The 21514-nt window shown below is 59.8% G+C and carries 16 protein-coding genes; 3 read left to right on the top strand and 13 right to left on the bottom strand.

The window, feature by feature from the left end; translation table 11 throughout:
* Positions 1 to 22 precede the first annotated feature (22 nt).
* From tssH to KBY02_RS22145, 7 genes are all read right to left on the bottom strand, one after another.
* A complete protein-coding gene (tssH, locus tag KBY02_RS22175) occupies positions 23 to 2626 on the bottom strand; it encodes a type VI secretion system ATPase TssH (RefSeq protein ID WP_225650757.1) in 2604 nt (867 codons plus the stop codon).
* Positions 2623 to 3693 carry a type VI secretion system baseplate subunit TssG gene (gene tssG / locus KBY02_RS22170; RefSeq protein WP_024640475.1) on the bottom strand — a complete coding sequence of 357 codons (1071 nt, stop codon included), beginning with the start codon at positions 3691 to 3693 and terminating at the stop codon, positions 2623 to 2625. The genes tssH and tssG overlap by 4 nt, the downstream gene beginning before the upstream one ends.
* Positions 3657 to 5489 (bottom strand): type VI secretion system baseplate subunit TssF, encoded by a 1833-nt coding sequence (tssF, locus tag KBY02_RS22165; protein WP_003343627.1) that lies wholly within the window; start codon positions 5487 to 5489, stop codon positions 3657 to 3659. Before tssF ends, tssG begins: the two co-directional genes overlap by 37 nt.
* Complete coding sequence (gene tssE / locus KBY02_RS22160; RefSeq protein WP_003318239.1) at positions 5489 to 5971, bottom strand: type VI secretion system baseplate subunit TssE; 483 nt, start codon at positions 5969 to 5971, stop codon at positions 5489 to 5491. The genes tssF and tssE overlap by 1 nt, the downstream gene beginning before the upstream one ends.
* A gap of 27 nt (positions 5972 to 5998) precedes the next feature.
* Complete coding sequence (tssC, locus tag KBY02_RS22155) at positions 5999 to 7501, bottom strand: type VI secretion system contractile sheath large subunit (RefSeq protein WP_003343625.1); 1503 nt, start codon at positions 7499 to 7501, stop codon at positions 5999 to 6001.
* A gap of 14 nt (positions 7502 to 7515) precedes the next feature.
* Positions 7516 to 8049: a type VI secretion system contractile sheath small subunit gene (tssB, locus tag KBY02_RS22150; RefSeq protein ID WP_003318241.1), complete on the bottom strand. Its 534-nt coding sequence runs from the start codon at positions 8047 to 8049 to the stop codon at positions 7516 to 7518.
* A 69-nt stretch (positions 8050 to 8118) separates the two neighbouring features.
* Positions 8119 to 8868, bottom strand: a complete 750-nt coding sequence (locus KBY02_RS22145; protein WP_003401916.1) for a hypothetical protein — start codon at positions 8866 to 8868, stop codon at positions 8119 to 8121.
* 700 nt (positions 8869 to 9568) lie between these two features.
* Between KBY02_RS22145 and KBY02_RS22140 the strand changes: the two genes are divergently transcribed.
* Positions 9569 to 11740, top strand: a complete 2172-nt coding sequence (locus KBY02_RS22140; RefSeq protein ID WP_225650756.1) for a M48 family metallopeptidase — start codon at positions 9569 to 9571, stop codon at positions 11738 to 11740.
* A 630-nt stretch (positions 11741 to 12370) separates the two neighbouring features.
* On the opposite strand, the gene KBY02_RS22135 is transcribed toward KBY02_RS22140, so the two are convergent.
* Positions 12371 to 13192: a hypothetical protein gene (locus KBY02_RS22135; RefSeq protein ID WP_122319851.1), complete on the bottom strand. Its 822-nt coding sequence runs from the start codon at positions 13190 to 13192 to the stop codon at positions 12371 to 12373.
* A 146-nt stretch (positions 13193 to 13338) separates the two neighbouring features.
* On the opposite strand from KBY02_RS22135, the gene KBY02_RS22130 reads away from it, so the two are divergent.
* Positions 13339 to 15273 carry an ATP-dependent DNA helicase RecQ gene (locus tag KBY02_RS22130; protein WP_225650755.1) on the top strand — a complete coding sequence of 645 codons (1935 nt, stop codon included), beginning with the start codon at positions 13339 to 13341 and terminating at the stop codon, positions 15271 to 15273.
* A 133-nt stretch (positions 15274 to 15406) separates the two neighbouring features.
* Here the strand turns inward: KBY02_RS22130 and KBY02_RS22125 are convergent, their stop codons facing one another.
* The 4 genes from KBY02_RS22125 to KBY02_RS22110 all read right to left on the bottom strand — a co-directional run bounded on the left by KBY02_RS22125 (position 15407) and on the right by KBY02_RS22110 (position 20211).
* Positions 15407 to 15847: a glycine zipper domain-containing protein gene (locus tag KBY02_RS22125; RefSeq protein ID WP_024640480.1), complete on the bottom strand. Its 441-nt coding sequence runs from the start codon at positions 15845 to 15847 to the stop codon at positions 15407 to 15409.
* A gap of 209 nt (positions 15848 to 16056) precedes the next feature.
* Positions 16057 to 18393: an FdhF/YdeP family oxidoreductase gene (locus tag KBY02_RS22120; RefSeq protein WP_003401937.1), complete on the bottom strand. Its 2337-nt coding sequence runs from the start codon at positions 18391 to 18393 to the stop codon at positions 16057 to 16059.
* Positions 18390 to 19226 (bottom strand): formate dehydrogenase accessory sulfurtransferase FdhD, encoded by an 837-nt coding sequence (fdhD, locus tag KBY02_RS22115; RefSeq protein WP_024640482.1) that lies wholly within the window; start codon positions 19224 to 19226, stop codon positions 18390 to 18392. The genes KBY02_RS22120 and fdhD overlap by 4 nt, the downstream gene beginning before the upstream one ends.
* Before the next feature lie 103 nt (positions 19227 to 19329).
* The gene (locus KBY02_RS22110; protein WP_003401941.1) at positions 19330 to 20211 is read right to left on the bottom strand and encodes a LysR family transcriptional regulator; all 882 of its coding nucleotides are present in this window, start codon (positions 20209 to 20211) and stop codon (positions 19330 to 19332) included.
* 149 nt (positions 20212 to 20360) lie between these two features.
* Between KBY02_RS22110 and lysM the strand changes: the two genes are divergently transcribed.
* On the top strand, positions 20361 to 20801 hold the full coding sequence (gene lysM, locus KBY02_RS22105) for a peptidoglycan-binding protein LysM (RefSeq protein WP_024660323.1): 441 nt from the start codon (positions 20361 to 20363) through the stop codon (positions 20799 to 20801).
* A 44-nt stretch (positions 20802 to 20845) separates the two neighbouring features.
* On the opposite strand, the gene yrfG is transcribed toward lysM, so the two are convergent.
* Positions 20846 to 21508: a GMP/IMP nucleotidase gene (yrfG, locus tag KBY02_RS22100; protein WP_024660324.1), complete on the bottom strand. Its 663-nt coding sequence runs from the start codon at positions 21506 to 21508 to the stop codon at positions 20846 to 20848.
* Between the last annotated feature and the right edge of the window lie 6 nt (positions 21509 to 21514).

The raw sequence follows: 21514 nt of genomic DNA, 5'->3' as shown, positions 1-21514 counted from the left end.
GTCTTACCTATGGGGTGATCGATCAGGTCAGGGTGTAAGCGAAGTCGCCATCGCTGCCCAGGTCGATGGTCAGGCTCTGAATCGGCTTGTCCTGCGCCATCCGCTCCAGCACCCGCTGCGCGAGCTCCGGCATGAGGGTCTTGGACAGGATGTTGTCGATATTGCGCGCGCCGCTGTCGACTTCCGTGCAGCGCGACGCGATAGCCTTGATCAGCGCTTCGTCGTAACGCAGCACCGCCTGATGATTGCGCTCGAAACGCTTGCGGATGCGCTCCAGCTTCAGGCCGACGATGCGCTCCAGAATCGCGTCCTGTACCGGGTAATACGGCACGATGGTCAGGCGACCCAGGAAGGCCGGTTTGAACACCTGATTCAGCTCGTCGCGCAGGCCTTCCACGATGTCATCGGGGGTCGGCTTCTGCTCGGTGTTCAGGCACCACTGCATGATGCGATCAGTACCGGTGTTGGAGGTGAGGATGATCACGGTATTGCGGAAGTTGATCTCGCGACCTTCGCCATCGTCCAGCACGCCTTTGTCGAAGACCTGGAAAAACAGCTCGAGCACATCCGGGTGGGCTTTCTCCACCTCGTCGAGCAGCACCACGCTATAAGGCTTGCGGCGTACGGCTTCGGTGAGCACGCCACCTTCGCCGTAACCGACGTAGCCAGGCGGTGAGCCTTTCAGGCTGGAGACGGTGTGGGCTTCCTGGTATTCGGACATGTTGATGGTGATGACGTTACGTTCGCCGCCATACAGCGTGTCAGCCAGGGCCAGTGCCGTTTCGGTCTTGCCGACGCCGCTCGGGCCCAGCAGCAGGAACACACCGATCGGCTTGTTCGGGTCTTCCATGCGGGCACGGGAAATCTTGATGCGCTTGCCGATTTCTTCGAGTGCATGGTCCTGACCCAGTACGCGTTCGCCCAGCAGCGCGGGCAGGCTCTGCACGGTGTCGATTTCGTCGCGCAGCATCTTGCCCAGCGGAATGCCGGTCCAGCCGGAAATCACTTCGCCAATCGTGCCGCCATCGACCAGTGCGTGGACCAGCGGTTGCTCGCCCTGCACGCTGGCCAGTTCGGCGCGTACGGCGGCAATCTGCCCGGCATCAGGCTCGCCGCTTTGCGGAACGCTGAGTGCGCCAAGCTTTTCGACCAGTTCCAGCTCGCGCTTCCACTGTTGCTCCAGCGACTCGCGGGTCTCCTGTTCGGCCTGCAGCTCTTCGTGCAGGGCCGTCAGACGGCGAGCGTGGTCGCTGCCCTTGGCGGTTTCCTGCTCCAGTACGGTGATTTCTGCGTTCAGGTTGTCGATGTGACGCTTGCAGTCCTCCAGCGCTCCCGGCTGTGCCGACTGGCCCAGGGCAATGCGTGCGCAAGCGGTGTCGAGTACGCTGACTGCCTTGTCCGGCAACTGGCGGCCGGTGATGTAGCGGTTGGACAGGCGAACGGCCTGCACCAGCGCTTCATCCATCACCGTGACCTTGTGGTGTTCCTGCATCTTCGCCAGCAACCCGCGAAGCATGTGGATGGCCTTGTCTTCGTCAGGCTCTTCGACTTTCACCACCTGGAAGCGTCGAGCCAGTGCGGCATCCTTCTCGAAATACTTTTTGTACTCGGCCCAGGTGGTGGCGGCGATGGTGCGCAGCTCACCGCGTGCCAAGGCAGGCTTGAGCAGGTTGGCGGCATCGTTCTGCCCGGCTTGCCCGCCCGAACCGATCAGCGTGTGGGCTTCATCGATAAACAGAATGATCGGGTGCAGGCTGCGTTTGGTTTCTTCGATGACCGACTTGAGGCGGTTTTCGAACTCGCCCTTGACCCCGGCACCGGCCTGCAACAGGCCCAGATCCAGCGTATGAATGGCAACGCCCTTGAGCACCGACGGCACGTCGCCCTGCACAATGCGCAGCGCCAGGCCTTCCACCACGGCTGTTTTACCGACGCCGGCTTCACCGGTCAGGATCGGGTTGTTCTGGCGGCGGCGGGTCAGGATGTCGACCATCTGCCGCACTTCGAATTCGCGTCCCAGCACCGGGTCAATGCGACCATCGCGAGCGCTCTGGGTCAGGTTGACGGTGTACTGGTCCAGGGCTGGCGTCTTGCCGTTGCCTTTGGTGGTGGCGCCCGTGCTGGCGTCGGCGTTCGCCAGTGGCTTGCTCAGCTTGGTCTCGGGGCTGCCCTCGACCAGCGCGCTCATGTTCAGGCGCAGGTCGTCAGCGTTGATCTTCTCCAGCTCCGGCGCCGAGCCGATGACCACGCGACGCAGTGCATCGTCATCCAGCAAGGCCTGCACAAGATGGCCGGTACGGATCTGTGACTGACCGAACTCGATCGATGCCAGCACCCAGGCCTGCTCGATCATGCGCGTGATGTGCGGCGAGAGCGCAGGCGTCCGCGTGTTGCCTTTTTTGAACGTCCCCAGCGCAGTGACCAACTGTGCCTGCAGGCGATCAGGCACCACATCGTAGTGGCGCAGGATCACTGGCAGATCGTTGTCGTTGTTATCGAGCAGTTGCAGCAGCAAGTGCTCGACTTCAACGTCGTAATGGTTCTCCGACAGGCACAGCGCAGCAGCGCTTTCAGTGGCAGTGCGGCTCGTTTCGTTCAGCTTGGCGAACAGGGACTTCAGGTTCACAGGGAGACCCCATCAAAAGGAATATGGAAAACGGCGCAACGGGAGGGCTCCACGTCGACACCGGGGCGTTTGAGCCAGCCAAGCCAGCCCAGCGATACATTGCCTTGGCGACCCAGGCGGGCCACGGGTACAGCTTCGCGCTTGAGCTTCGGCGCAATCTGGAAGTCCAGTTCGGCACCGATGTAAAAACGCACCAGTTCAACAAGCTTCTGGTAATCCTCGGTGCCCGGCTGAAAGCGCTGGTAGTCGGCCAGTTCCAGAGGACCCATTTCGATACGTACACACGACTGGTAATCCCAGACGCGATTGCCGGCCACGGCGCTTTGCCCCAGCACGGCGTTCTTGCGGCCCAGCTGCGTGCACTGGCTGCTGTCGAGCTTCAGCCAGCGTCCGGCGAACTGCTGGATCTTGAACGGCAGCGAGAAGTAAAAACTCAGCATGACCTCAAGGTTCAGGGCGTTGCGCGGCTTCTGCGCGAACATCCCCGAGAAGTAGCTGAACAGTTCGCGGCGCAGGGGAGACTCGCCCTTGTCGAACTTCTGCTTCAGGCCTTCTGGACCGAAACCCACCAGGTTGAGCAGATAACGGTCGAAGTTCGAAGTGCCGTTGCGCTCGTACTCGATGTAAAACTTGTACTTCTGCCACGCCTCGTAAAACAGCGTGGTCATGCGATGCGAAAAAATATCCAGAAACGCATGTGCAGCGTCGTCTCGATACTGAATATGTCGGTCGATCAATAGCTCGGTGTACGGGCGCGGCAGCACGCCCGAAGGACCGACCAGGCCCATGAACGTGACCTGCACTTCGGACAGCGGCAAACCTGCCGCCGAGAGCTTGCCTTCGCGTTCGAACTGCAGGTCGCTGACTTCACTGGCCGGGAAGTTCAGCGACAGCTGCGAACGAAAGCGCAGAGGGTCTTCGTGCGGCCTGGTTTCCAGGTCCATACGCCCGTTCCTGCTGTAGTGCAGGCGAAGCAAACGCACCAACTGGAAAAATTCGAATCGGTGCGGCTCAGCCCTTGCCTGGTCGATCAGACCAGGGGTTGATCGCCTGTTCGCGGGGGCCATTGGACCACTCTCTTTTCGCGCTGCAAGGTGCGAAGGGTTAATTGGGTAAAGCTGTTCATCGAGCAGTACTGACCAAAGAAGTGATCAAGCACCATGCCGAACAGGAACACGCCACTGCCGGTGTACTGGCTTTCATCGAACTTCAGCGTGATGCCGACGCCGCGCACGAAGTTCGGCCGCGGATGGCCGATGCGTGCCACGACCGGCTCGCTGCTCACCGAAACGATCCCGTTGATCTGTTTGCGGATCGCCGACACGTTGCGGTAGTTGTAAAGCGACAGCAGTTCCAGCAGCACCTCGCGTCCCTTGGAAACCAGCGACATGTGGTTGAGTGACAGGTGCGAAATAAGCCGCCAGATCACGCCGTTGCCCAGCGGCACGCGCACCGTCGCCGTAGGCTTGCGCAGGCAGCGGATGTCCTTGATCACTGAGTTCGACGGAATGTTGAAATCGCCGCGCTCGCCGCCAAAAGGCAGCATCAATGGCAGGTCGCGATTGCTGCACGTCAGACGGATACTGAGCGTGTCATTGTTGGAATCGATCAGCTCCAGATCCCGATCCACGACCCGGATGAACATGTTTGAGCCGTCACTTTGCCGGCTCTGCGTCGGCCGGCGCCGGGCGATCCAGAAACTCTGTCCCGGGCCTTGATCGCCGCGTGGTTCGAAGAACGGATGGCAGGTGCCGACCTGGTCGTTGCCATTGATCTTCTTGACCCGGCGCACGCGATCGATCGAGACCACTTCGGCGGAGCTTTGCAGGCGCACATCCGGCGTGACAGCGTATTCATGCTGGACGTGGGTCAGCTTGATCGGCTCGGCCTGCTGGCGGAACAGGTTGATGATCGGCGTGCAGTTGAGCTTGAAATTGTTGCGGCTGACGTTCTGCGTCAGGCGCGCCAGACGGTCCGTCAGGTCGTAGTCGGAAAAGTAGAAATTGATCTCCACTTTGCCGATCTCTTTGCCCGCCAGAATGCGCGCAAAGCCCGACAGGTCGAAGAACATGAACTTGTCCGGGAAGGTGAAGTACTCGTGCAGCAACCGATAACCGAGAAACGAACGCTCCGAGTAATCCACCAGCCCTTCATCCAGACCGTAACCGACAGACTTCAAGGCACCGGCGGGCAGCACCACTTCGCGAGTGCGGCCTTCGTCTTCGAAGGACAGCGTGGCCTTGGCCAGGTTGTTGAACAGCAGCTCATACAGTTGATGCATGAGCGTGCTTTCGCCATCGAGGAAAAAGCGCAGGCTGTCCATTTCCATCTTGCCGAACAGCACGTCGGAGGTGGCCGTCAGACCAATGCGCAGACGTGCAATCAGGTCTGCGCTGTGGCCGTTGAACGCCGAGCGTTCCATTTCGATGAACGACGCGCTCTGCACGGCAATCGGCCATAGCTCGACCGGGTAGCACGTCCGGAACTTGCACACGATGCCGTCCACCGGATTAGCGTGCAGTTCGGTGTGTCGCGCCACACGATAGGACTCGGTGACCTTTTCCTGCTTGCCCATGTTGAACTCGACGATGGACATCGACGGGGTAGGGCGCAGGTAATGCGGGTACAGCACCTCGAGGAACGACTCGACGATTTCCGGAAACTCATCATCGAGTTTCTTGTGCACACGCGCCGACAGGAACGAGAACGCCTCGATCAGGCGCTCGGTATGCGGGTCCTCGCAGTTGTCGCCCTCAATCAGCAGTCGCGAAGCGATCTTCGGATATTGAGCGGCAAATTCCTGGCCCAGAAAGCGCAGGTGCGAGAGTTCCTTCTCGTAATAGGGCAGCAGATCGTCGAGCATCAGTTGAGGTTCTGCACTTTGTATTCCTGAGTGTTGACCTGCAGCACGGCGTCAAAGGAAACCTGACGCGAAATGTCCTGCAGACGCAGTACTGCGTCCACACGAAAAGTCAGCATGCGTTGGCCGGTCTGTTGTGCAAGCAACTGGACTTTCACGCTGCGAAAGCGTCGGTCGCCCACCGAGATGGCCTTTTCCAGCTGGCGCTGGATCAAAAGCCGGTCCTGTGGGTCGAGCACGCTTCTACTGGTGAAGTCGGGCATACCGTAGTCGAGGATGGTGCCGCTCAGATTGGCGAAACCTTCCAGCTCGCCAGCGACCAGAGACTGGCGAGTGTTCACCAGAATCTCCAGGTCACGCACGATGCTGGCCTTGTAATCGGCCAGCGAGCTCAACCGTTGCGATGACGATTCCACGGACTGATGCGGACGATCGTCGAGCAATCGATCCAGCAATGAAGGCAACAGCTTGTGTTGACTACTCATGTTGCCTCCCTGGCTAAGTGATGGACGTTAGCCGCGTGTCGATTGCGGCAATTCGGCGACCAGACGCAGCGATGCCGTCAGTTCATCCAGTTGGTAATGCGGACGCAGGTAAGTCACGGCCTTGTAGACGCCAGGCTTGCCAGGGACTTCGAACACTTCGGCACGCGCCTCGCGCAGCGGGAACTTGGCCTTGGCTTCCTGGCTGGCGGTGTCATCCAGCAACACGTAGCTGGACAGCCACTTGTTGAGGAACAGCTCGACATCCTTGCGCGATGCAAAACTGCCGATCTTGTCGCGCATGATCGCTTTCATGTAGTGAGCGATACGCGAGGTCGCGAAGATGTATTGCAGCTGCGCCGACAGACGCGCGTTGGCGTTGGCAATGTCGGTGTTGTACTGCTTCTGCTTCTGGGTCGACTGGGTGCCGAAGAACGCGGCATAGTCGGTGCCTTTGCAGTGCACCAGCGGAATGAAGCCGAGGTCCGAGAGCTCTTTTTCGCGACGGTCGGTGATGGCGATTTCAGTAGGGCATTTGAGCGCGATTTCACCGTCATCGGTCTTGAAGGTGTGCGTCGGCAAACCTTCGACCAGACCACCGCCTTCCACACCACGGATCGCCACGCACCAGCCGTAGCGGGAAAACGCATCGGTCACGCGGGTGCCCAGCGCGTAGGCAGCGTTCATCCACAGGTATTTGTTGTGGTCACGGCCATCGACGCTTTCGACGAAGTTGAATTCTTCGACGGGCGTGGTATCCGGACCATACGGCAGGCGACCCAGCACGTGCGGCAGGGTCAGGCCGACATAGCGGGAATCTTCGGAGGCGCGGAACGACTTCCACTTGGCGTATTCGACGGTGTCGAAGATCTTCGCCAGATCGCGAGGGCCGGCCATGTCGGTGAACGAGTCCCAGCCGAACAGCTCAGCCGATGCAGCCGAAATGAACGGCGCGTGGGCGGCAGCTGCCACGTGGGAGATCTCTTCCAGCAGGTACATGTCTTCCGGGCTGCGGTTGAACTCGTAGTCACCCAGCAACATGCCGAACGGCGCACCACCGAAGGTGCCGTACTCTTCTTCGTAGATCTTCTTGAACAGTGCGCTCTGGTCGAATTCGGACGACGCCTTAAGGTCACGCACGAGGTCTTTTTTCGACGCGTTGAGCAGGTGAATCTTCAGCGTGGTGCTGGTCTCGGTCTGGTCAACCTGATACTTCAGGCCGCGCCAGGATGCTTCCAGTTGCTGGAACTCACGGGCGTGCATGATTTCGTTCATTTGCTCGGAGAGCATCGAATCGATCTCGGCGATGCGCGCGTCGAGCACGGCAATCAGGTCCTTGCTCGGCGTCATCTCGCCTTCAAGTACCTGGGCCACCAGTTCGCCGATCAGATCGCGGGTGCGGGTGCGCTCGGTTTCGGAGCGTGCAACGCGGCTTTCGGAAATGATGCTGTCGAGCAAGGAAGATTGCGGGGCGAAGTTTTCCACTTCAACCAGAGCGCTGTCCTGCTGAGTCACGGGTTGCTTATCGGTCATCGTCAGGCTCCTCCTTACTCTTTGCTGTCGGTGGCAGGAACGGCGGCTTCACGGCCAAATTCCTTGCCCAGGGTTTTCAGCTTTTCAGTGTTCTGCAACACGTCCATCAGCAGTTCTTCAAGCTTGTCGTTGCCACCCATCTTGTTACGCAGGTCAGCCAGCTTGTTGCGCACTTCCAGCAGCTTGCGCAGCGGCTCGACCTGACGCACGACGTTCTGCGGCTCGAAGTCTTCCAGCGCATTGAAGTTCAGCTCGACACCGAGTTGCGTGCCGTCTTTTGCCAGCGTGTTGTCGACGCGATACGCCAGGCGCGGCTTGATGCCCTTCAGGACGCCGTTGAAGTTGTCGCGGTCGATGAAGATGAACTTGCGATCCTTGAGCTTGGGCAGCGGCTCCAGCGGGTTGCCGGAGAAATCACCCAGAACGCCCACAACGAATGGCAGCTCTTTCTTTTCCTGAGCATCGCCGATGTCCACGTCGTAAGTGATATGGACCCGAGGCGCGCGAACGCGGTCAAGTTTGTGCTGGGTACTTTCCTTCTTCGCCATCGTCATCTCCTGTGCGAGCAACTCGCTGCAAGTCGTTTGCGTACCGGGCCTGTGGCAGGCCGGGCGCGATTAGAGTCCTTCAATCGTCAGCAAAAGACGCTGACGGATTTCATCGTTCATTTCCAGAATGTTTTCGTATCCGACCAATTCTTCGAAGCTGGTATTGCCTGCAATCTGCGTGCTGTTGCGAATGACCGATTCATCCGGCAGCTCTGAGCGCACCGGCGAACTGATCACGCAGAACGGCAGGTCGCCGAAGTCTTTCAAGCGCTCGAAACTGACCGGGAAGCGCAGCCCTTCGAACAGGCGGCTCATGCCCGGCGACTTGCTCAGGCAGTAGAACAGCACCAGATAATGCACTACATAGCGGTACAGCTCGGCGCTGCTGCGATTGGGGTCTTTGATGACCTTGCGAAACTGCGCCAGATCGAACGAGTTGAAGCCCACCACCCAACGCACCGGACTGGTGATGCGAATGGTCTGCCCGCTTTGTGACAACACCATGTCGTATTCGAGCGGGAACAGCTCGGGTGTCGTGCTGATCAGGTTCAGGGGCACTTCCAGTTCATTGACCAGCTTGAACGGCTCTGCCGAGGCAATGCGGTCATAGAGCTCCTTGAGCTCCTTGAAATGGTGCTGAGTCTCGCGGCCGCTGCTGCGCTGCGCGCCCTGCAGGTATTCACCGAAGAATGTCTGCGGGCGTATCAACAGCGCGAGGGTCGACAGATAGTCGGACGCCTGCACCTTGAGCGCGTCGGAGATAGCGCGCGTCTGCTTGCGCAGCTTGATCAATGCTTCTATATCGAACGTCTGAGTCATCGGTACATCGTCCTTGAACCCTTCACGACCGTTTCCCGGATCAGGCCGGGGGACGGGGAAAAGTTGCGAATTGCTCGACTGCACACCTGCTCATGAAGTGGTTTTGCCATGTGTGTCACTGCGAGACACACCGCCACAATGAGGGAGGAGTTCGTGCTGGCATATAGATGTCGTCTAGCCAGCAGTGTGGTCTATGGCACTATTTTTAGTAGGAAAGTTCCTACAGACGGTAGATATTTTCTCGGTTTCGTTACAGTAAGCAATGATGCCTATGAGCCATCATTATTTTGGATTGCACCCTTAATGTAGCTGTAGGTGTTGATTTTAAAGGGCTTTAGGGTGGTATTTGGATCCGATAAAGGGGGTAAATTAAGCTTAGAAAGATGAACTTATTTGCAGATTTACCGAGCTCTGAAGAGGGTAAATACACAGACTGGCCTTATCAGGCGATTTTTCCCGGGTGGAGGAATGATGGCACTGCGAGCGCTCAGGCGGACGAATCCAGGTGGGTCGACGCAGGTCAGGCGGGCAGCTTTGTTACATCAGTTTGCAAATCAGGGTATAACGCCGCCAGCGCCCTCACGCCTGTGTTCGAGCAACGGCAGGGCGCATGCACGCAGACGCCAGAGGCGTTTTGCCTGACGGACCTTGTGCGCGCTAAGGACAGCCAGCGGCGACGCACCTCTATGAGCCTTGCCTCATGAAAATCTACAAGCTCATTACTGTACTCATCCTGCTCCCTCTGGGCCTGAACCTCATCGGTGCCTGGCAGTTGCAGCGCAGTGTCGAAAACACTGAGCGCCTGACCGAGATCCAGGCCGAACTTGCGCACGCACGTCCCTATTTCGAAAGGCTCGCCAGGTCGCCCGACGCCCTCACGCGAACGATGGAGATGGACGGAGAGAACATCACCCTCAAGGAGGCTCTGTCCCGTCTCCATGAGGCAGAACAGGGCCTCGACTTCGTAGTGGTGGTGGGTAATGTCACCACCTGGCTGGCACGCGCCGTCATCGCGCTGTGCCTGCTGGCGGCTCTGGTCGGAGGCATCGGGCTGGCAGGGCTCAACTGGGCCGGCGCACGCGCACGTCAATCCCGAGAGCGGTTGCTGCACACCTTCAGCAGGGTCAGGCGGATTCTGCCCTTCGTTCTTGTGGGGCACATCGTCGCCATGGGCGCGGCGGTGTCGGCAATCCTCTGTTTCGAAGCCCTGGGCCTGTGGCATGTGGGGCGCATGTCCGCGGGCGAGCTCAAGTTGATCATCGTCGTGCTGATGCTGGTCGCTGCATGCCTGTATTCGATCTGGCGGATGGGCAAGCAACTGGGCGTCATGCTGCACATGTTCGAGCCCACCGCGATGGAGGTTCTGGGGCAGCAGGTCACGCCTGAAGAGGCACCGGTGCTCTGGGCTTATGTGCGCGATCTGGCCGAACGGCTCGGCGCGCTGTCCCCCGATCACATCGTGCTGGGCATGACCGAAGGCTTCTACGTCACCTCGAGCGACGTTTCCCTTCTGCCGTCCGACGCCGTGCTCAAAGGGCGAACTCTGCATGTGCCGATCCTGTACTTGGGGCTGATCGATGCCGCTGAAACGAGTGCAGTGATTGGTCATGAACTGGCGCATTTTGCCGGTGAAGACACCGAGTACAGCCTGCGCTTTCTGCCGATCTACGACGGCATCGGTCGCAGCCTTGGGGTGATCGCGGAAAACATGATGGTCAGCGGGTGGCTGCAGCGCACCATTCTGCGTCCGGCGTTCATGCTGGGCGTGTATTTCATGGAAAGCTTCGATCACGCGGTCAATCACTGGAGCCGCGTGCGCGAGCTGGCCGCCGATGCCGCGGGGGCGAGCCTGGCTGGCAACGCGTCGGCTGCCTCGGCGCTGGTGCGCATCTCGGCCATCGATCCGCTTTTGCAGGAGCGGATCTACACGCACATCACGCGGGCCACCAACCCAAGGCGCGGAGAGGTGTTCACCAAGGATCTGCCGAACAGCGTGCTGCACGAGCTGGCCGGCAAGGCATTCACGCTGCCTGACGAAGAAATGGCCGTCCAGCTGCCGCATCCCTCGGATACGCACCCTTCAAACGGCGAACGTATCGCCGCGCTGCAGGTTGCTGCCGACGAGGCGATCCGCAGCGGCATCCGGCCGGTGGTGGCGGCCCAGGCCCGCGCCGCGATGGACCAGTACTTCAGCAATGCCCAGGCACTGCGCACGCGTCTTACCGAGGACTTCATCAAGCATCATGTGGCAAATGATGCTGAGGTGGTGACCGAACTGCGTGCTCTCGCGAAAACGGTAAGCGGTGATGTGGTTCTGCATGAGGGCGCTCGCCTGCGGGGGCTGTTGCTAACACTATTCCTCGCCCCTCTGCTGGGGCTGGGTATTTATCTGATAGCCGAAGCGCTGTCATTTCCCCAGGGGCTGACCGAAAAGCGCAACTCTATGCTGATAGCGGGCGGCATCTTGACGGCGTTCATGCTGATGCTGCTGCCATTTGCGCTGCGCATGTGTCTGCGTGCCGACAAGACCGCTCTGCTGCTCACGCCCGAGCACTTTGTCTTCGCCAACCTGAAGTCCCCCGTCCCGATCCAGCACATCGCTGATTTTGAGCTGAATGTCGCCTACGGCACGTTTCTGACCCTGCATCTGCAAGACGATGCGCCCTTACCCGAGCGAGTCTCACGTTCGTTCTCTGCACCGAACGCAAAAGTGTTCAGGAAAAAACGCCGGGTACTCCTGGCGCTGGCGCGGTTCAGCCGGGACGGCAAAAAGCTCAAGCCAGACGAGCTTGGTGAGTTGATTGCGGATTACGTCAATGCGGGTACTGCGCGACACTTGCTGCAGCAGCGCTTTGAGCAGGGTAAGCGCTGAGCAGTTGGCTGTATGCGGGGCAGCGTAAAGCGCGCAGCTTTTCTGCAGACAACAAAAAACCCGCCGAAGCGGGTTTTTCCAAGACCATCCCGACTTCCTGTCGGACGCCTCCGAGGCGATGGTCGATCATCCTTGATCCGGGTGAACTCCTGTTCACCCCTTGATGGATCCAATACTACGGAGCGCGAGCCAGGTCGGAAATAGCCAAGTTCCCCCAGCGCGTGTAAGCCTTTCGCTATACCTCACGGGCTCAGCTTCGAACGGCCCTTTGAAGGGCGGGAAATCTGGCGCCAGGAAAAGTCTTGAGGCGATATGGCTGCTGACGGCAAAAATCGCACGCAATAAAAAACCCGCCGAAGCGGGTTTGTACCAAGACCATTCCAACTCCCTGTCGGCTGCCTTCCCGGCGATGGTCGATCATCCCTGATCCTAGCGAACTCCTTGTTCGCCAGTTGTTGGATCCAATCTTACGGCTCTGATGGCAGGTGCAAAATAGCCATTCGCTTCATTGCGTGTAAGCCTTTGGCTATACATGTGTCCGTTTTTACGGATTCTCAGGTGCTCGGCCATGCACCGGGACAGTCGAAAACACCGGCGAGACCACCGTGCCAGAGGGTTTCAGGCTCGTTTTCAGGGAGAGAAATTCGCGGTCACCTCACAATAGCGCTGTTGGGCGTTTTTACTGTCCTCATCGCGGTTTCTGGTCGCGCGTTTGGTCCACTCACGGCACTCTTCGCGGAAATTGACCTCTGCCGCCTTGCGACACTCGCGCCGTTCGAATGAACGAATGGCGAAGTTTTCGCAGACGCTGTCGCCATTGATCGTGTTGCCGTAAATCCGCCACTGCGCGCGGTAGCGGTTTCTGCCGTCCGCTTCGCGAATGGACGCCGTCGCGACACTGTAAGGCCTGGAAGAACGCGTGGAATTGCGTGAAGCATTGGCCTTGAAATCGGCCATGTAGTCGGCAGACACCATGCCTGTTGCCGGTTCTGCCTGAGCGGGGCGTGGAGCCTGGCCGAATCGACAGTTCGCCACCGCCTCATCAATGACGTTGCCGTTTTTCATGCAGTCATCCAAGGGCTTCACAGGGGCAGGCGGCGCCACAGTGGCCGCGATCGGTACAAGCTCTGCGGTTTTTCGAATGTGCGTGGGCGCGGGATCGGCGGCGGCTACGGGCTGCGCCTCGGCCTCGACTGTCCGGGTTTCGGGTATGGACTGCACAACAGGCGGTACTGTCAGCGCTTTGGGGCCTCTCGCATGTGAGGTGATCAGTCCGGCCACGCAGGCTGCAGCAATAAGGCACGCCAGCCACAGGCCATAAGGGCGTGAGCGGCGAGGCGCATCGACGCGCTTGCGGCGTGGATGCGAGCCCAGCACCACATCGACCTGACCCGGCACGAGGCGCTGAATGCGGATGATCCCGTCGTCCTCGGGTTGCTGTAGGGAATCCATTCCTGCTCCTGATCAAGCGATGTCTGGCGGTGATATTACAATGATATCGGCCGCTGGGTAGAGTTTCTGCAACGCTTTGGCGCTATGTGCATCCGGCCTGGCGCGTTAAGGTTGAGCCCGTTTTTTGACTGATGGATGGACCGCGAATGCACCAGCGTCTCGAACAGGTATTCGGCTACACACAGTTCCGGCCGGGGCAGGAGGCTGCCATCAGTGCGGTACTGGCCGGACGCTCGGCTGCGGCGATCTTTCCGACTGGCTCGGGCAAGTCGCTATGTTACCAATTGCCCGCCCTGATGTTGCCGCATTTGACGCTGGTGGTGTCGCCGTTGCTGGCGCTGATTCAGGATCAGCTTGCCTTCCTGCACCGCCATGGCATATCGGCGGCGAGCATTGATTCGGCGCAAAGCCGCGACGAGATCGCTGACGTGATGGCACGCGCACGTTCCGGCGAGCTGAAGATTCTGATGATCTCGGTCGAGCGCCTGAAGAACGAGCGCTTCCGCAATTTCATCGCTCAAGTGCCGATTTCCCTGCTGGTGGTCGACGAAGCGCACTGCATTTCGGAGTGGGGGCATAACTTCCGCCCCGACTACCTGAAACTGCCGGACTACCAGCGCGAATTCAATATTCCCCAGACATTGCTGCTGACCGCCACGGCGACCCCGCAAGTCCTCATCGACATGCAGGACAAATTCGCCATCGCCCCCGAGGATGTGATCACCACCGGTTTCTACCGCGCCAACCTGCACCTGTGGGTCAAGCCGGTCAGCGGACGAGACAAGCGACGCCGGCTGGTGGAGTGGCTCAACGAGCGTCGCGGGCAACCGACCATCGTTTACGTAACCCTGCAAAAGACAGCCGAACATATCGCCGCGCACCTGGAACAGCATGGCCTGCCCGCCAGCGCCTACCATGCCGGGCTGCCCAACGATCAGCGCGAGTCGATCCAGAAGCAGTTCATGGGCGGCCGTCTGAACTGCATCGTGGCAACCATCGCGTTCGGGATGGGCATCGACAAGAGCGACATTCGCAACGTGGTGCATTTCGACCTGCCCAAATCCATCGAGAACTACAGCCAGGAAATCGGTCGGGCAGGGCGTGATGGTGCTGCTTCGGATTGTCTGGTGCTTGCCAACCGCGACAGCCTCAACGTGCTGGAGAACTTCGTGTATGGCGATACGCCGGAGCGCGAGGGGATTGCCCGTGTGCTGGAAGACCTGCTCGGGGCGCGTCATGACGGGCAGTGGGAATTTCTGCTGGGGCCGCTCGCCGACCTCAGCAACATTCGTCAATTGCCGTTGAAGACCCTGCTGGTGCAACTGGAGCTGCGCGGGATCATTGCGCCGCGCTATGCGTATTTTGCCGAGTACCGCTTCAAGTTTCTGCTTCAGCCGCAAGACCTGATGGCGCGTTTCGAAGGGGAGCGACGCGAGTTCGTTCAAGCCCTGATCGACACCTCAAACCGGGCACGCACCTGGGCCACCGTCGATTTCCAGGCGATGTACCAGCAATACGGCGCCGAGCGCGGGCGGGTGGTCAAGGCGCTGGATTACTTTCAGGAAAAAGGCTGGATTGAGCTTGAAAGCAAACAGATGACCGAGGTCTACAGCCTGTTGCGCAGCGACTTTGATGCACAGGCCCTGAGCGTCGAATTGCACGATTATTTCGCTCATCACGAAGCCACTGAGGTTGCGCGCATTCACACCATGCTGGACGTGTTCGCCAGTGACCAGTGCCTGACCCATCGGCTGGCGCGGTACTTTGGTGATCACAATGCGCCCGAGCGTTGTGGGCATTGTTCGGTCTGCCTTGGCGAAGTCGCCCACCTGCCCGAACCACCCGCGCTGGAGCCCCTGGCGAATCGTGACTTTCAGCAACTGTGCAGTGAGTTTATCCACAAGCATCAGGACTACACCGGCCAGCGGCCCAGCGCTGACTGCCTGACGCGTTTTCTGTGCGGCATCAGCGTGCCGCTGTTCACCAGGCTCAAAGCCCGCGCCACCTCCGGGTTTGCGGTGCTGGAGGATTATCCGTACGCACAGGTCAGGACGTGGGTGCAGGCCATGGCTGGCAACTGACTATGCACACAAAGTGATCTGACCAAGGGGGCGATGCTCTGCATCCAGTCCTGAGCCTGCGTTGCGACAGACAAATGAAAACCGGCCGCTCAAGAGCGGCCGGTTTTTTGTGCTTCAGCAACTGACGGTGGTATCAGTCACGATGACGGCGATGGCCGTGGTGCTTCGGGCGATGGCCATGATCACGGTTACCACGATAACGACGGTCGTCGCTGCGGCTTTCGTTGCCCATGTAGTTGCCAAGTGCAGCACCGCCGCCGCCACCTACCGCCGAGCCGACCAGGCTGCCGGTGTTGCCGCCGACGCTGCGACCCAGCACGTTACCGCCCGCTGCGCCCAGACCGCCGCCAATGGCTGCCTCTGTGCGGTTGCGACGGTCCGCGCCTACAGCGCCACCGGCTGCGCCGCCGACACCTGCGCCAATTGCTGAACCAGTGCTGCCGCCGACCTGCTGGCCGACGACCGAACCGAGTACCCCACCCAATGCTCCGCCTACGCCTGACTCGAGGTTGCCTGCAGACGCCGCACCGCTGATCAGGGTAAGAGACAACAACAGTATCGAGGAATACTTCATGTATGGAATCTCATAGGGATGACGGCGCGATCTTGGTGTCAAGTGAAGAATGTAGCAATGCAATTCCGACGAGTAACACGATTGCCACACAAACTGCTAAGTTATTGTTTTGGCTAAGGAACTTAAGTCTGAAAAGAGAGTCTGAGGTTACTTGCAAAAGGCCCGTTTCCAGTGAAACGGGCCTTTTTTGTGGGCGTCTTTCAGGGACGTCAGAGGATGCGTGCCGACTCTGCCGAGCGCTCGAGGCGGATGGCAACGAACTTCGATGTCGGCGTGCTGCTGCCATCGCCCACGCTTTCCAGCGGCACCAGCGGGTTGACCTCCGGGTAGTAGGCGGCAGCCTGACCGGCCGGAATATCGAACGGCAACAACGTGAAGCCTTTGACGCGGCGCTCGCGGTTATCACTCCAGATCGAAATCAGGTCTGCCTTCTGCCCCGGCTGGAAGCCCAGGCGGATGATGTCGGCTTCGTTGACGAACAGCACGTCACGCTGACCTTTGACGCCGCGATAACGGTCATCCAGGCCATAGATGGTGGTGTTGTACTGATCGTGCGAGCGCATCGACTGCATGATCAGGTCCGGGATCTGCCCGGTCGAGCTGACGTGTTCATTGATCAGAGTCAACGGCAGCGCGTTGGACTTGAAGTTGGCGCGGGTCGACGCAGTGTTCCAGCGGCGTGCGCCAGCAGCGTTACCCAGGTAGAAGCCGCCCGGGTGCTTGACGCGCTCGTTGAAATCCTTGAAGCCGGGGATGGTGTCGGCGATCAGGTCACGAATACGGTTGTAGTCCTCGACCAGCCACAGCCAGTCGACAGGCGTCTTGCCCAGCGTTGCGTTGGCGATACCGGCGATGATCGCAGGCTCGGAACGCATTTGCTTCGACGACGGCTTCAACTGACCGTTGGAAGCGTGAACCATGCTGAACGAATCTTCCACGGTGACGGCTTGTGGGCCGTTGGCCTGGATATCGATGTCGGTACGGCCGAAGCACGGCAGGATCAGCGCGTCCTTGCCGTGGAACAGGTGGCTGCGGTTCAGCTTGGTGCTGATCTGTACGGTCAGATCGCATTTGCTGAGCGCTTCGGCAGTGCGATGGCTGTCCGGGGTGGCCTGAGCGAAGTTGCCGCCCAGCGCAATGAACACCTTGGCGCGGCCTTCGGCCATGGCGTGAATGGCTTCGACGACGTTGTGGCCGTTTTCGCGGGGCACTTTGAACTGGAAGCGTTTTTCCAGCGCATCGAGCAGGAACACCGGTGGGCGTTCGTTGATGCCCATGGTGCGGTCGCCCTGCACGTTACTGTGACCGCGCACCGGGCACAGACCGGCACCCGGACGACCGATGTTGCCGCGCAGCAGCATCAGGTTGGCAATTTCCTGGATGGTCGGCACCGAGTGACGGTGCTGGGTGATACCCATCGCCCAGCACATGATCACGTTCTTGCCCTTGGCGTACATGCGTGCCGACTGTTCGATGTCGCTCAGCGGCAGGCCGGATTGCTCGACGATGGCGTCCCATGACGTGTCATCGATGGCGGCCAGGTATTCGAGTACGCCTTCGGTATGTTCGTTGAGGAACGCGTGGTCGAACACCGAAGGTGCGTTGTTGGCCTGCGCCTCGCGCTCCCATTGCAGCAGGAACTTGGCCATGCCGCGCAACAGCGCCATGTCGCCACCCAGGGCAGGGCGGAAATAGGCGGTATTGGTCGGGCGGTCGCCGTTGGTGAGCATTTCGACCGGGTGTTGCGGGTGCTGGAAACGCTCCAGGCCACGCTCTTTGAGCGGGTTGACGCAAACCACCTGGGCGCCGCGCTGTACCGCTTCACGCAGTGGTTCGAGCATGCGCGGGTGGTTGGTGCCGGGGTTCTGACCGAGGACGAAGATGGCATCGGCGTGTTCGAAATCCTCGAACGTCACGGTGCCCTTGCCTACGCCGACGCTTTGCGACAGCGCTACGCCACTGGCCTCGTGGCACATGTTCGAGCAGTCCGGGAAGTTGTTGGTGCCATAGGCGCGTACGAACAGCTGATACAGGTACGCCGCTTCGTTGCTGGCGCGACCCGAGGTGTAGAACTCGGCCATGTTCGGGCTGGGCAGGTTCTTCAGGTGTTTGGCGATCAGCGCAAACGCGCTGTCCCAACTGATCGGCTTGTAACGGTCGGTTTCCGCGTCATAGCTCATCGGCTCGGTCAGACGGCCCTGATACTCGAGCCAGTAATCGCTCTGCTCCATCAGCGAGCTGACGCTGTAGCGGGCGAAGAAGGCCGGGTCGACGCGGCGCTTGGTCGCTTCCCAGTTCACCGCCTTGGCGCCGTTCTCGCAGAACTTGACCATGCCGCTTTCCGGCGAATCGCCCCACGCGCAGCCCGGGCAGTCGAAACCGCCGTTCTGGTTGGTCTTGAGCATCATGCGCAGGTTCTTCAGCGCGTTGTCACTGCCCAGCCAGTGTTGCGTCACGCTGATCAGTGCGCCCCATCCGCCTGCCGCACCTTTGTACGGCTTGTAGCGGGGGGTTGGTGTCTTGTCGGCTTGATGATGAGTGCTCACGCTTGAATCTCCATCGCAGGGCTATAGACCCGCGGCGCACTTTTCTGCGGCAGGTGAATTAGATTGAGGTTATGACGGCGGGCCCATTGCAGGGCCAGGCCGGTGGGCGACGACAGGCTGACCAGCGTCTGGATGCCGGCGCGCAATACTTTCTGAATCAGTTCCAGGCTGCAGCGGCTGGTCACGATGGCGACGCCGCCGGCCAGGGGGATGTCCTGGCGGATCAGGGCGCCGATCAGTTTGTCCAGCGCGTTGTGGCGGCCGATGTCTTCACGGCCCAGCAACAGCTGGCCATTACCGTCCATGAACACCGCCGCATGCACAGCGCCGCAATGGCGGCCAAGCGGCTGGAACTCGCCGATGCGCTGACGCAGACCGTCCAGCCATTCGATCGGGGGCAGGGGCGCGCCGGGCAGCGCCTTCAGGTCAGGCAATGCCTGCTCGACGGCTTCAACGCCACACAGTCCGCAACCGCTGGTGCCCGCCAGTTGCCGACGCTGCTGCTTGAGTTCCCAGAACGCGCGGCTGGCGATCTCGACCTCGGCCTGCATGGCCGAGCCGCAACCGCTGATTTTGAAGTCGTAGATTTCGTCATGCGAGGCAATGATGCCGCTGCCCAGACTGAAACCGACGATAAAGTCTTCCAGATCGGTCGGGCTGACCAGCATGACCGCCTGGCTGATACCGTTGTAGGCAATCGCCAGTGCCACTTCTTCGGCAAGTTCGTTGCGTGCAGCGTCCACGCCCTCGAGATTCGAGTAGCTGTAGGACTGGCTTGCTTCAGGGGCTGGCGTAGCAAAGGACGCCGAGCTGACCTTGCGCGTAACGGGCATGGGCTGAAATACCGGCAGAATGACATCTGCAAGACTAGGCCCGTTATTGGAAATCGTCTAATCGCTAGTGCTGATGCCCCGATAGATGACGTCGATCAACGCGCTAGCGCGGTATTTCCGCTACCAGTGCAAAGCAGGCTTCAGCCAGTGCCGAGCGCGGCGCACTGCGGCGCATGATCAACCCCAGCCGGGCTAAAGTCCGGGAGTCGGCAATCGGATGCAGGCGCAAATGTTCGGTCAGCGTTTCCAGACCGCCATCCAGCGGCATGATCGCGCAGCAAAAACCGCCGTGTACGGCTTGCAGCAACTGATGAACGGCATCGGTTTGTATCAGCGGATTGGGTTGCAGGCCGCGGCTATGGAAGTTGTGATCGATCGACTGGCGAAAATGCATGCCGCTGGTCAGCGTGCCCAGCGGCAACTCGACCAGGTCGGCCCAGCTCAAGGGATCGTCACCAAAGGTAAAGTGCCGACGGTCATACAGCAGGCCCATGCGTGTGTCGTCCAGGGTCAGCGAATCGAAACGCTCGTTGTCCAGCCGTTCCAGGTACGAAACGCCCAGGTCGATACGATTGCTCGCCAGTTGTTCCAGCACTTGCTCGGAGCTGAGTGACGACAGCTCGAAGCGCAGATTGGGGTGCATCTGGTGCAGCCGGTGCAGCAATGGCAGCGGGTCGAAGCTCGACAGCGGCACCACGCCCAGGCGCAACGTCCCGACCAGATGACCGCGGCAGGCGGCCGCTTCAGCCTGCAGACCGTCGTAGGCCGCCAGTACCGTGCGTGCCCAGGCCAATACGCGTTCGCCTGGCGCAGTGAAACCCTCGAAGCGCTGGCCGCGATTGACCAGTGGCAAGCCAAGCTCTTCTTCCAGATTGCGCAGGCGCATCGACAGCGTCGGCTGGGTGATGTTGCAACGCGCAGCCGCCTGGCCGAAGTGCCTCGTCTCGTCGAGGGCGATCAGAAATTTAAGTTGCTTGATGTCCATATTCACTCCGGTGAGCCATCCAGACAGCCGATTCTACGCGTTCAGGCTGAACGATGGTCGAGCTACGTTGGTCGGAAGCCTGCAGCCCTTGATTTACGAGGGCTACACTAATCGCGCAGTCCTCAACACTACTTACGGATAACCAGAAAATGAGTCTTATCAGTTTCATCAAAGAAGCAGGCGAGAAAATTCTGGATGCACTTCTGCCAGATAAAGCCAACGCCGATGAGGTGCTGAAAAAGCATATCTCCGAAGTCGGCCTGGGCAACCCCAATGTGCAGACCGAGGTTAACGGCGGCACGGTCATCGTCAAAGGCCAGGTCGCCAATCAGGAGGAGAGGGAAAAGATTGTCGTGACGCTGGGTAATATTCATGGCGTGGATAAAGTCGACGACCAGATGACTGTTGCGGGCGGCGAGACTTCTGAATCCGAATACGTCGAAGTGATGCCGGGCGACACCCTCAGCGCTATTTCCAAGCGCGTGTATCACGATGCCAACCAGTACCAGAAAATCTTTGAAGCCAACAAGCCGATGCTCAAGAGCGCGGACAAGATCTATCCAGGTCAGAAGCTGCGCATTCCGAAGTGATCTGAAGACGCTGCCCGCCTTTTCAGGCGGGCACACGGCGTTGCTTACAATCCCTTGCTCAGCTCCCGATAGTCGTCCACTGCAGCGAACTCTTCGGTGTCTTTCGGGCCTTTCTGGCTGTTGGGCTGGCTGACTGCCAGCAAATGAGCTACACCGAAGTGTCGGGCGCTGCGCAGGATCGGCAGGGTGTCGTCGATGAACAGACTGCGTGCCGGGTCGAACGCTGTTTCGGCCTTCAACGCGTCCCAGAAATGCTGGCTTTCCTTGGGAAAGCCGTAATCGTGAGAGCTGATCAGGCGTTCGAAATAAGGCGCCAGCTCGATTCGCTCCATTTTCAGCGACAACGAATCACGGTGCGCATTGGTGATCATGATCACCCGCTTGCCGGCCTTTTGCAGGGCCGCCAGAAAGGACTCGGCGTCCGGGCGCAGTGCAATCATGTGGGCGATTTCGCGTTTCAGGTCGCGAACCGAGAGGTTAAGCTCGGCGCTCCAGAAATCCAGGCAGTACCAGTTGAGCGTGCCCGCGTTGTTTTCGAACAGCGGTTTCAATTCCAGCCAGGCCATGGCGAAACTGACGCCGTGCAGTTCGGCGTAGCGCTGCGGCAGGTGCTGCATCCAGAAGTGTTCGTCGTAATGCAGGTCGAGCAACGTGCCGTCCATATCCAGCAGGACGGTATCGATTTCGCTCCAGGGCATGGAAAGCATTCTGGC

It is taken from the genome of Pseudomonas sp. P129, assembly GCF_020312195.1.
GTDB lineage: Bacteria > Pseudomonadota > Gammaproteobacteria > Pseudomonadales > Pseudomonadaceae > Aquipseudomonas > Aquipseudomonas fragariae.
The sequence above is the reverse complement of the archived record's forward strand: the minus strand, read 5'-3'. Positions and strand labels throughout refer to the sequence as shown.

Excerpts from the sequence above, each read along its gene's own strand:
- KBY02_RS22130 (WP_225650755.1), top strand. The coding sequence starts at position 13,339 with ATGCACCAGCGTCTCGAACAGGTATTCGGCTACACACAGTTCCGGCCG.
- yrfG (WP_024660324.1), bottom strand. The coding sequence starts at position 21,508 with ATGCTTTCCATGCCCTGGAGCGAAATCGATACCGTCCTGCTGGATATG.
- fdhD (WP_024640482.1), bottom strand. The coding sequence starts at position 19,226 with ATGCCCGTTACGCGCAAGGTCAGCTCGGCGTCCTTTGCTACGCCAGCC.
- KBY02_RS22145 (WP_003401916.1), bottom strand. The coding sequence starts at position 8,868 with ATGACTCAGACGTTCGATATAGAAGCATTGATCAAGCTGCGCAAGCAG.
- tssE (WP_003318239.1), bottom strand. The coding sequence starts at position 5,971 with ATGAGTAGTCAACACAAGCTGTTGCCTTCATTGCTGGATCGATTGCTC.
- tssG (WP_024640475.1), bottom strand. The coding sequence starts at position 3,693 with ATGGCCCCCGCGAACAGGCGATCAACCCCTGGTCTGATCGACCAGGCA.
- KBY02_RS22135 (WP_122319851.1), bottom strand. The coding sequence starts at position 13,192 with ATGGATTCCCTACAGCAACCCGAGGACGACGGGATCATCCGCATTCAG.
- KBY02_RS22125 (WP_024640480.1), bottom strand. The coding sequence starts at position 15,847 with ATGAAGTATTCCTCGATACTGTTGTTGTCTCTTACCCTGATCAGCGGT.
- KBY02_RS22110 (WP_003401941.1), bottom strand. The coding sequence starts at position 20,211 with ATGGACATCAAGCAACTTAAATTTCTGATCGCCCTCGACGAGACGAGG.
- lysM (WP_024660323.1), top strand. The coding sequence starts at position 20,361 with ATGAGTCTTATCAGTTTCATCAAAGAAGCAGGCGAGAAAATTCTGGAT.
- tssC (WP_003343625.1), bottom strand. The coding sequence starts at position 7,501 with ATGACCGATAAGCAACCCGTGACTCAGCAGGACAGCGCTCTGGTTGAA.
- KBY02_RS22140 (WP_225650756.1), top strand. The coding sequence starts at position 9,569 with ATGAAAATCTACAAGCTCATTACTGTACTCATCCTGCTCCCTCTGGGC.
- tssF (WP_003343627.1), bottom strand. The coding sequence starts at position 5,489 with ATGCTCGACGATCTGCTGCCCTATTACGAGAAGGAACTCTCGCACCTG.
- tssB (WP_003318241.1), bottom strand. The coding sequence starts at position 8,049 with ATGGCGAAGAAGGAAAGTACCCAGCACAAACTTGACCGCGTTCGCGCG.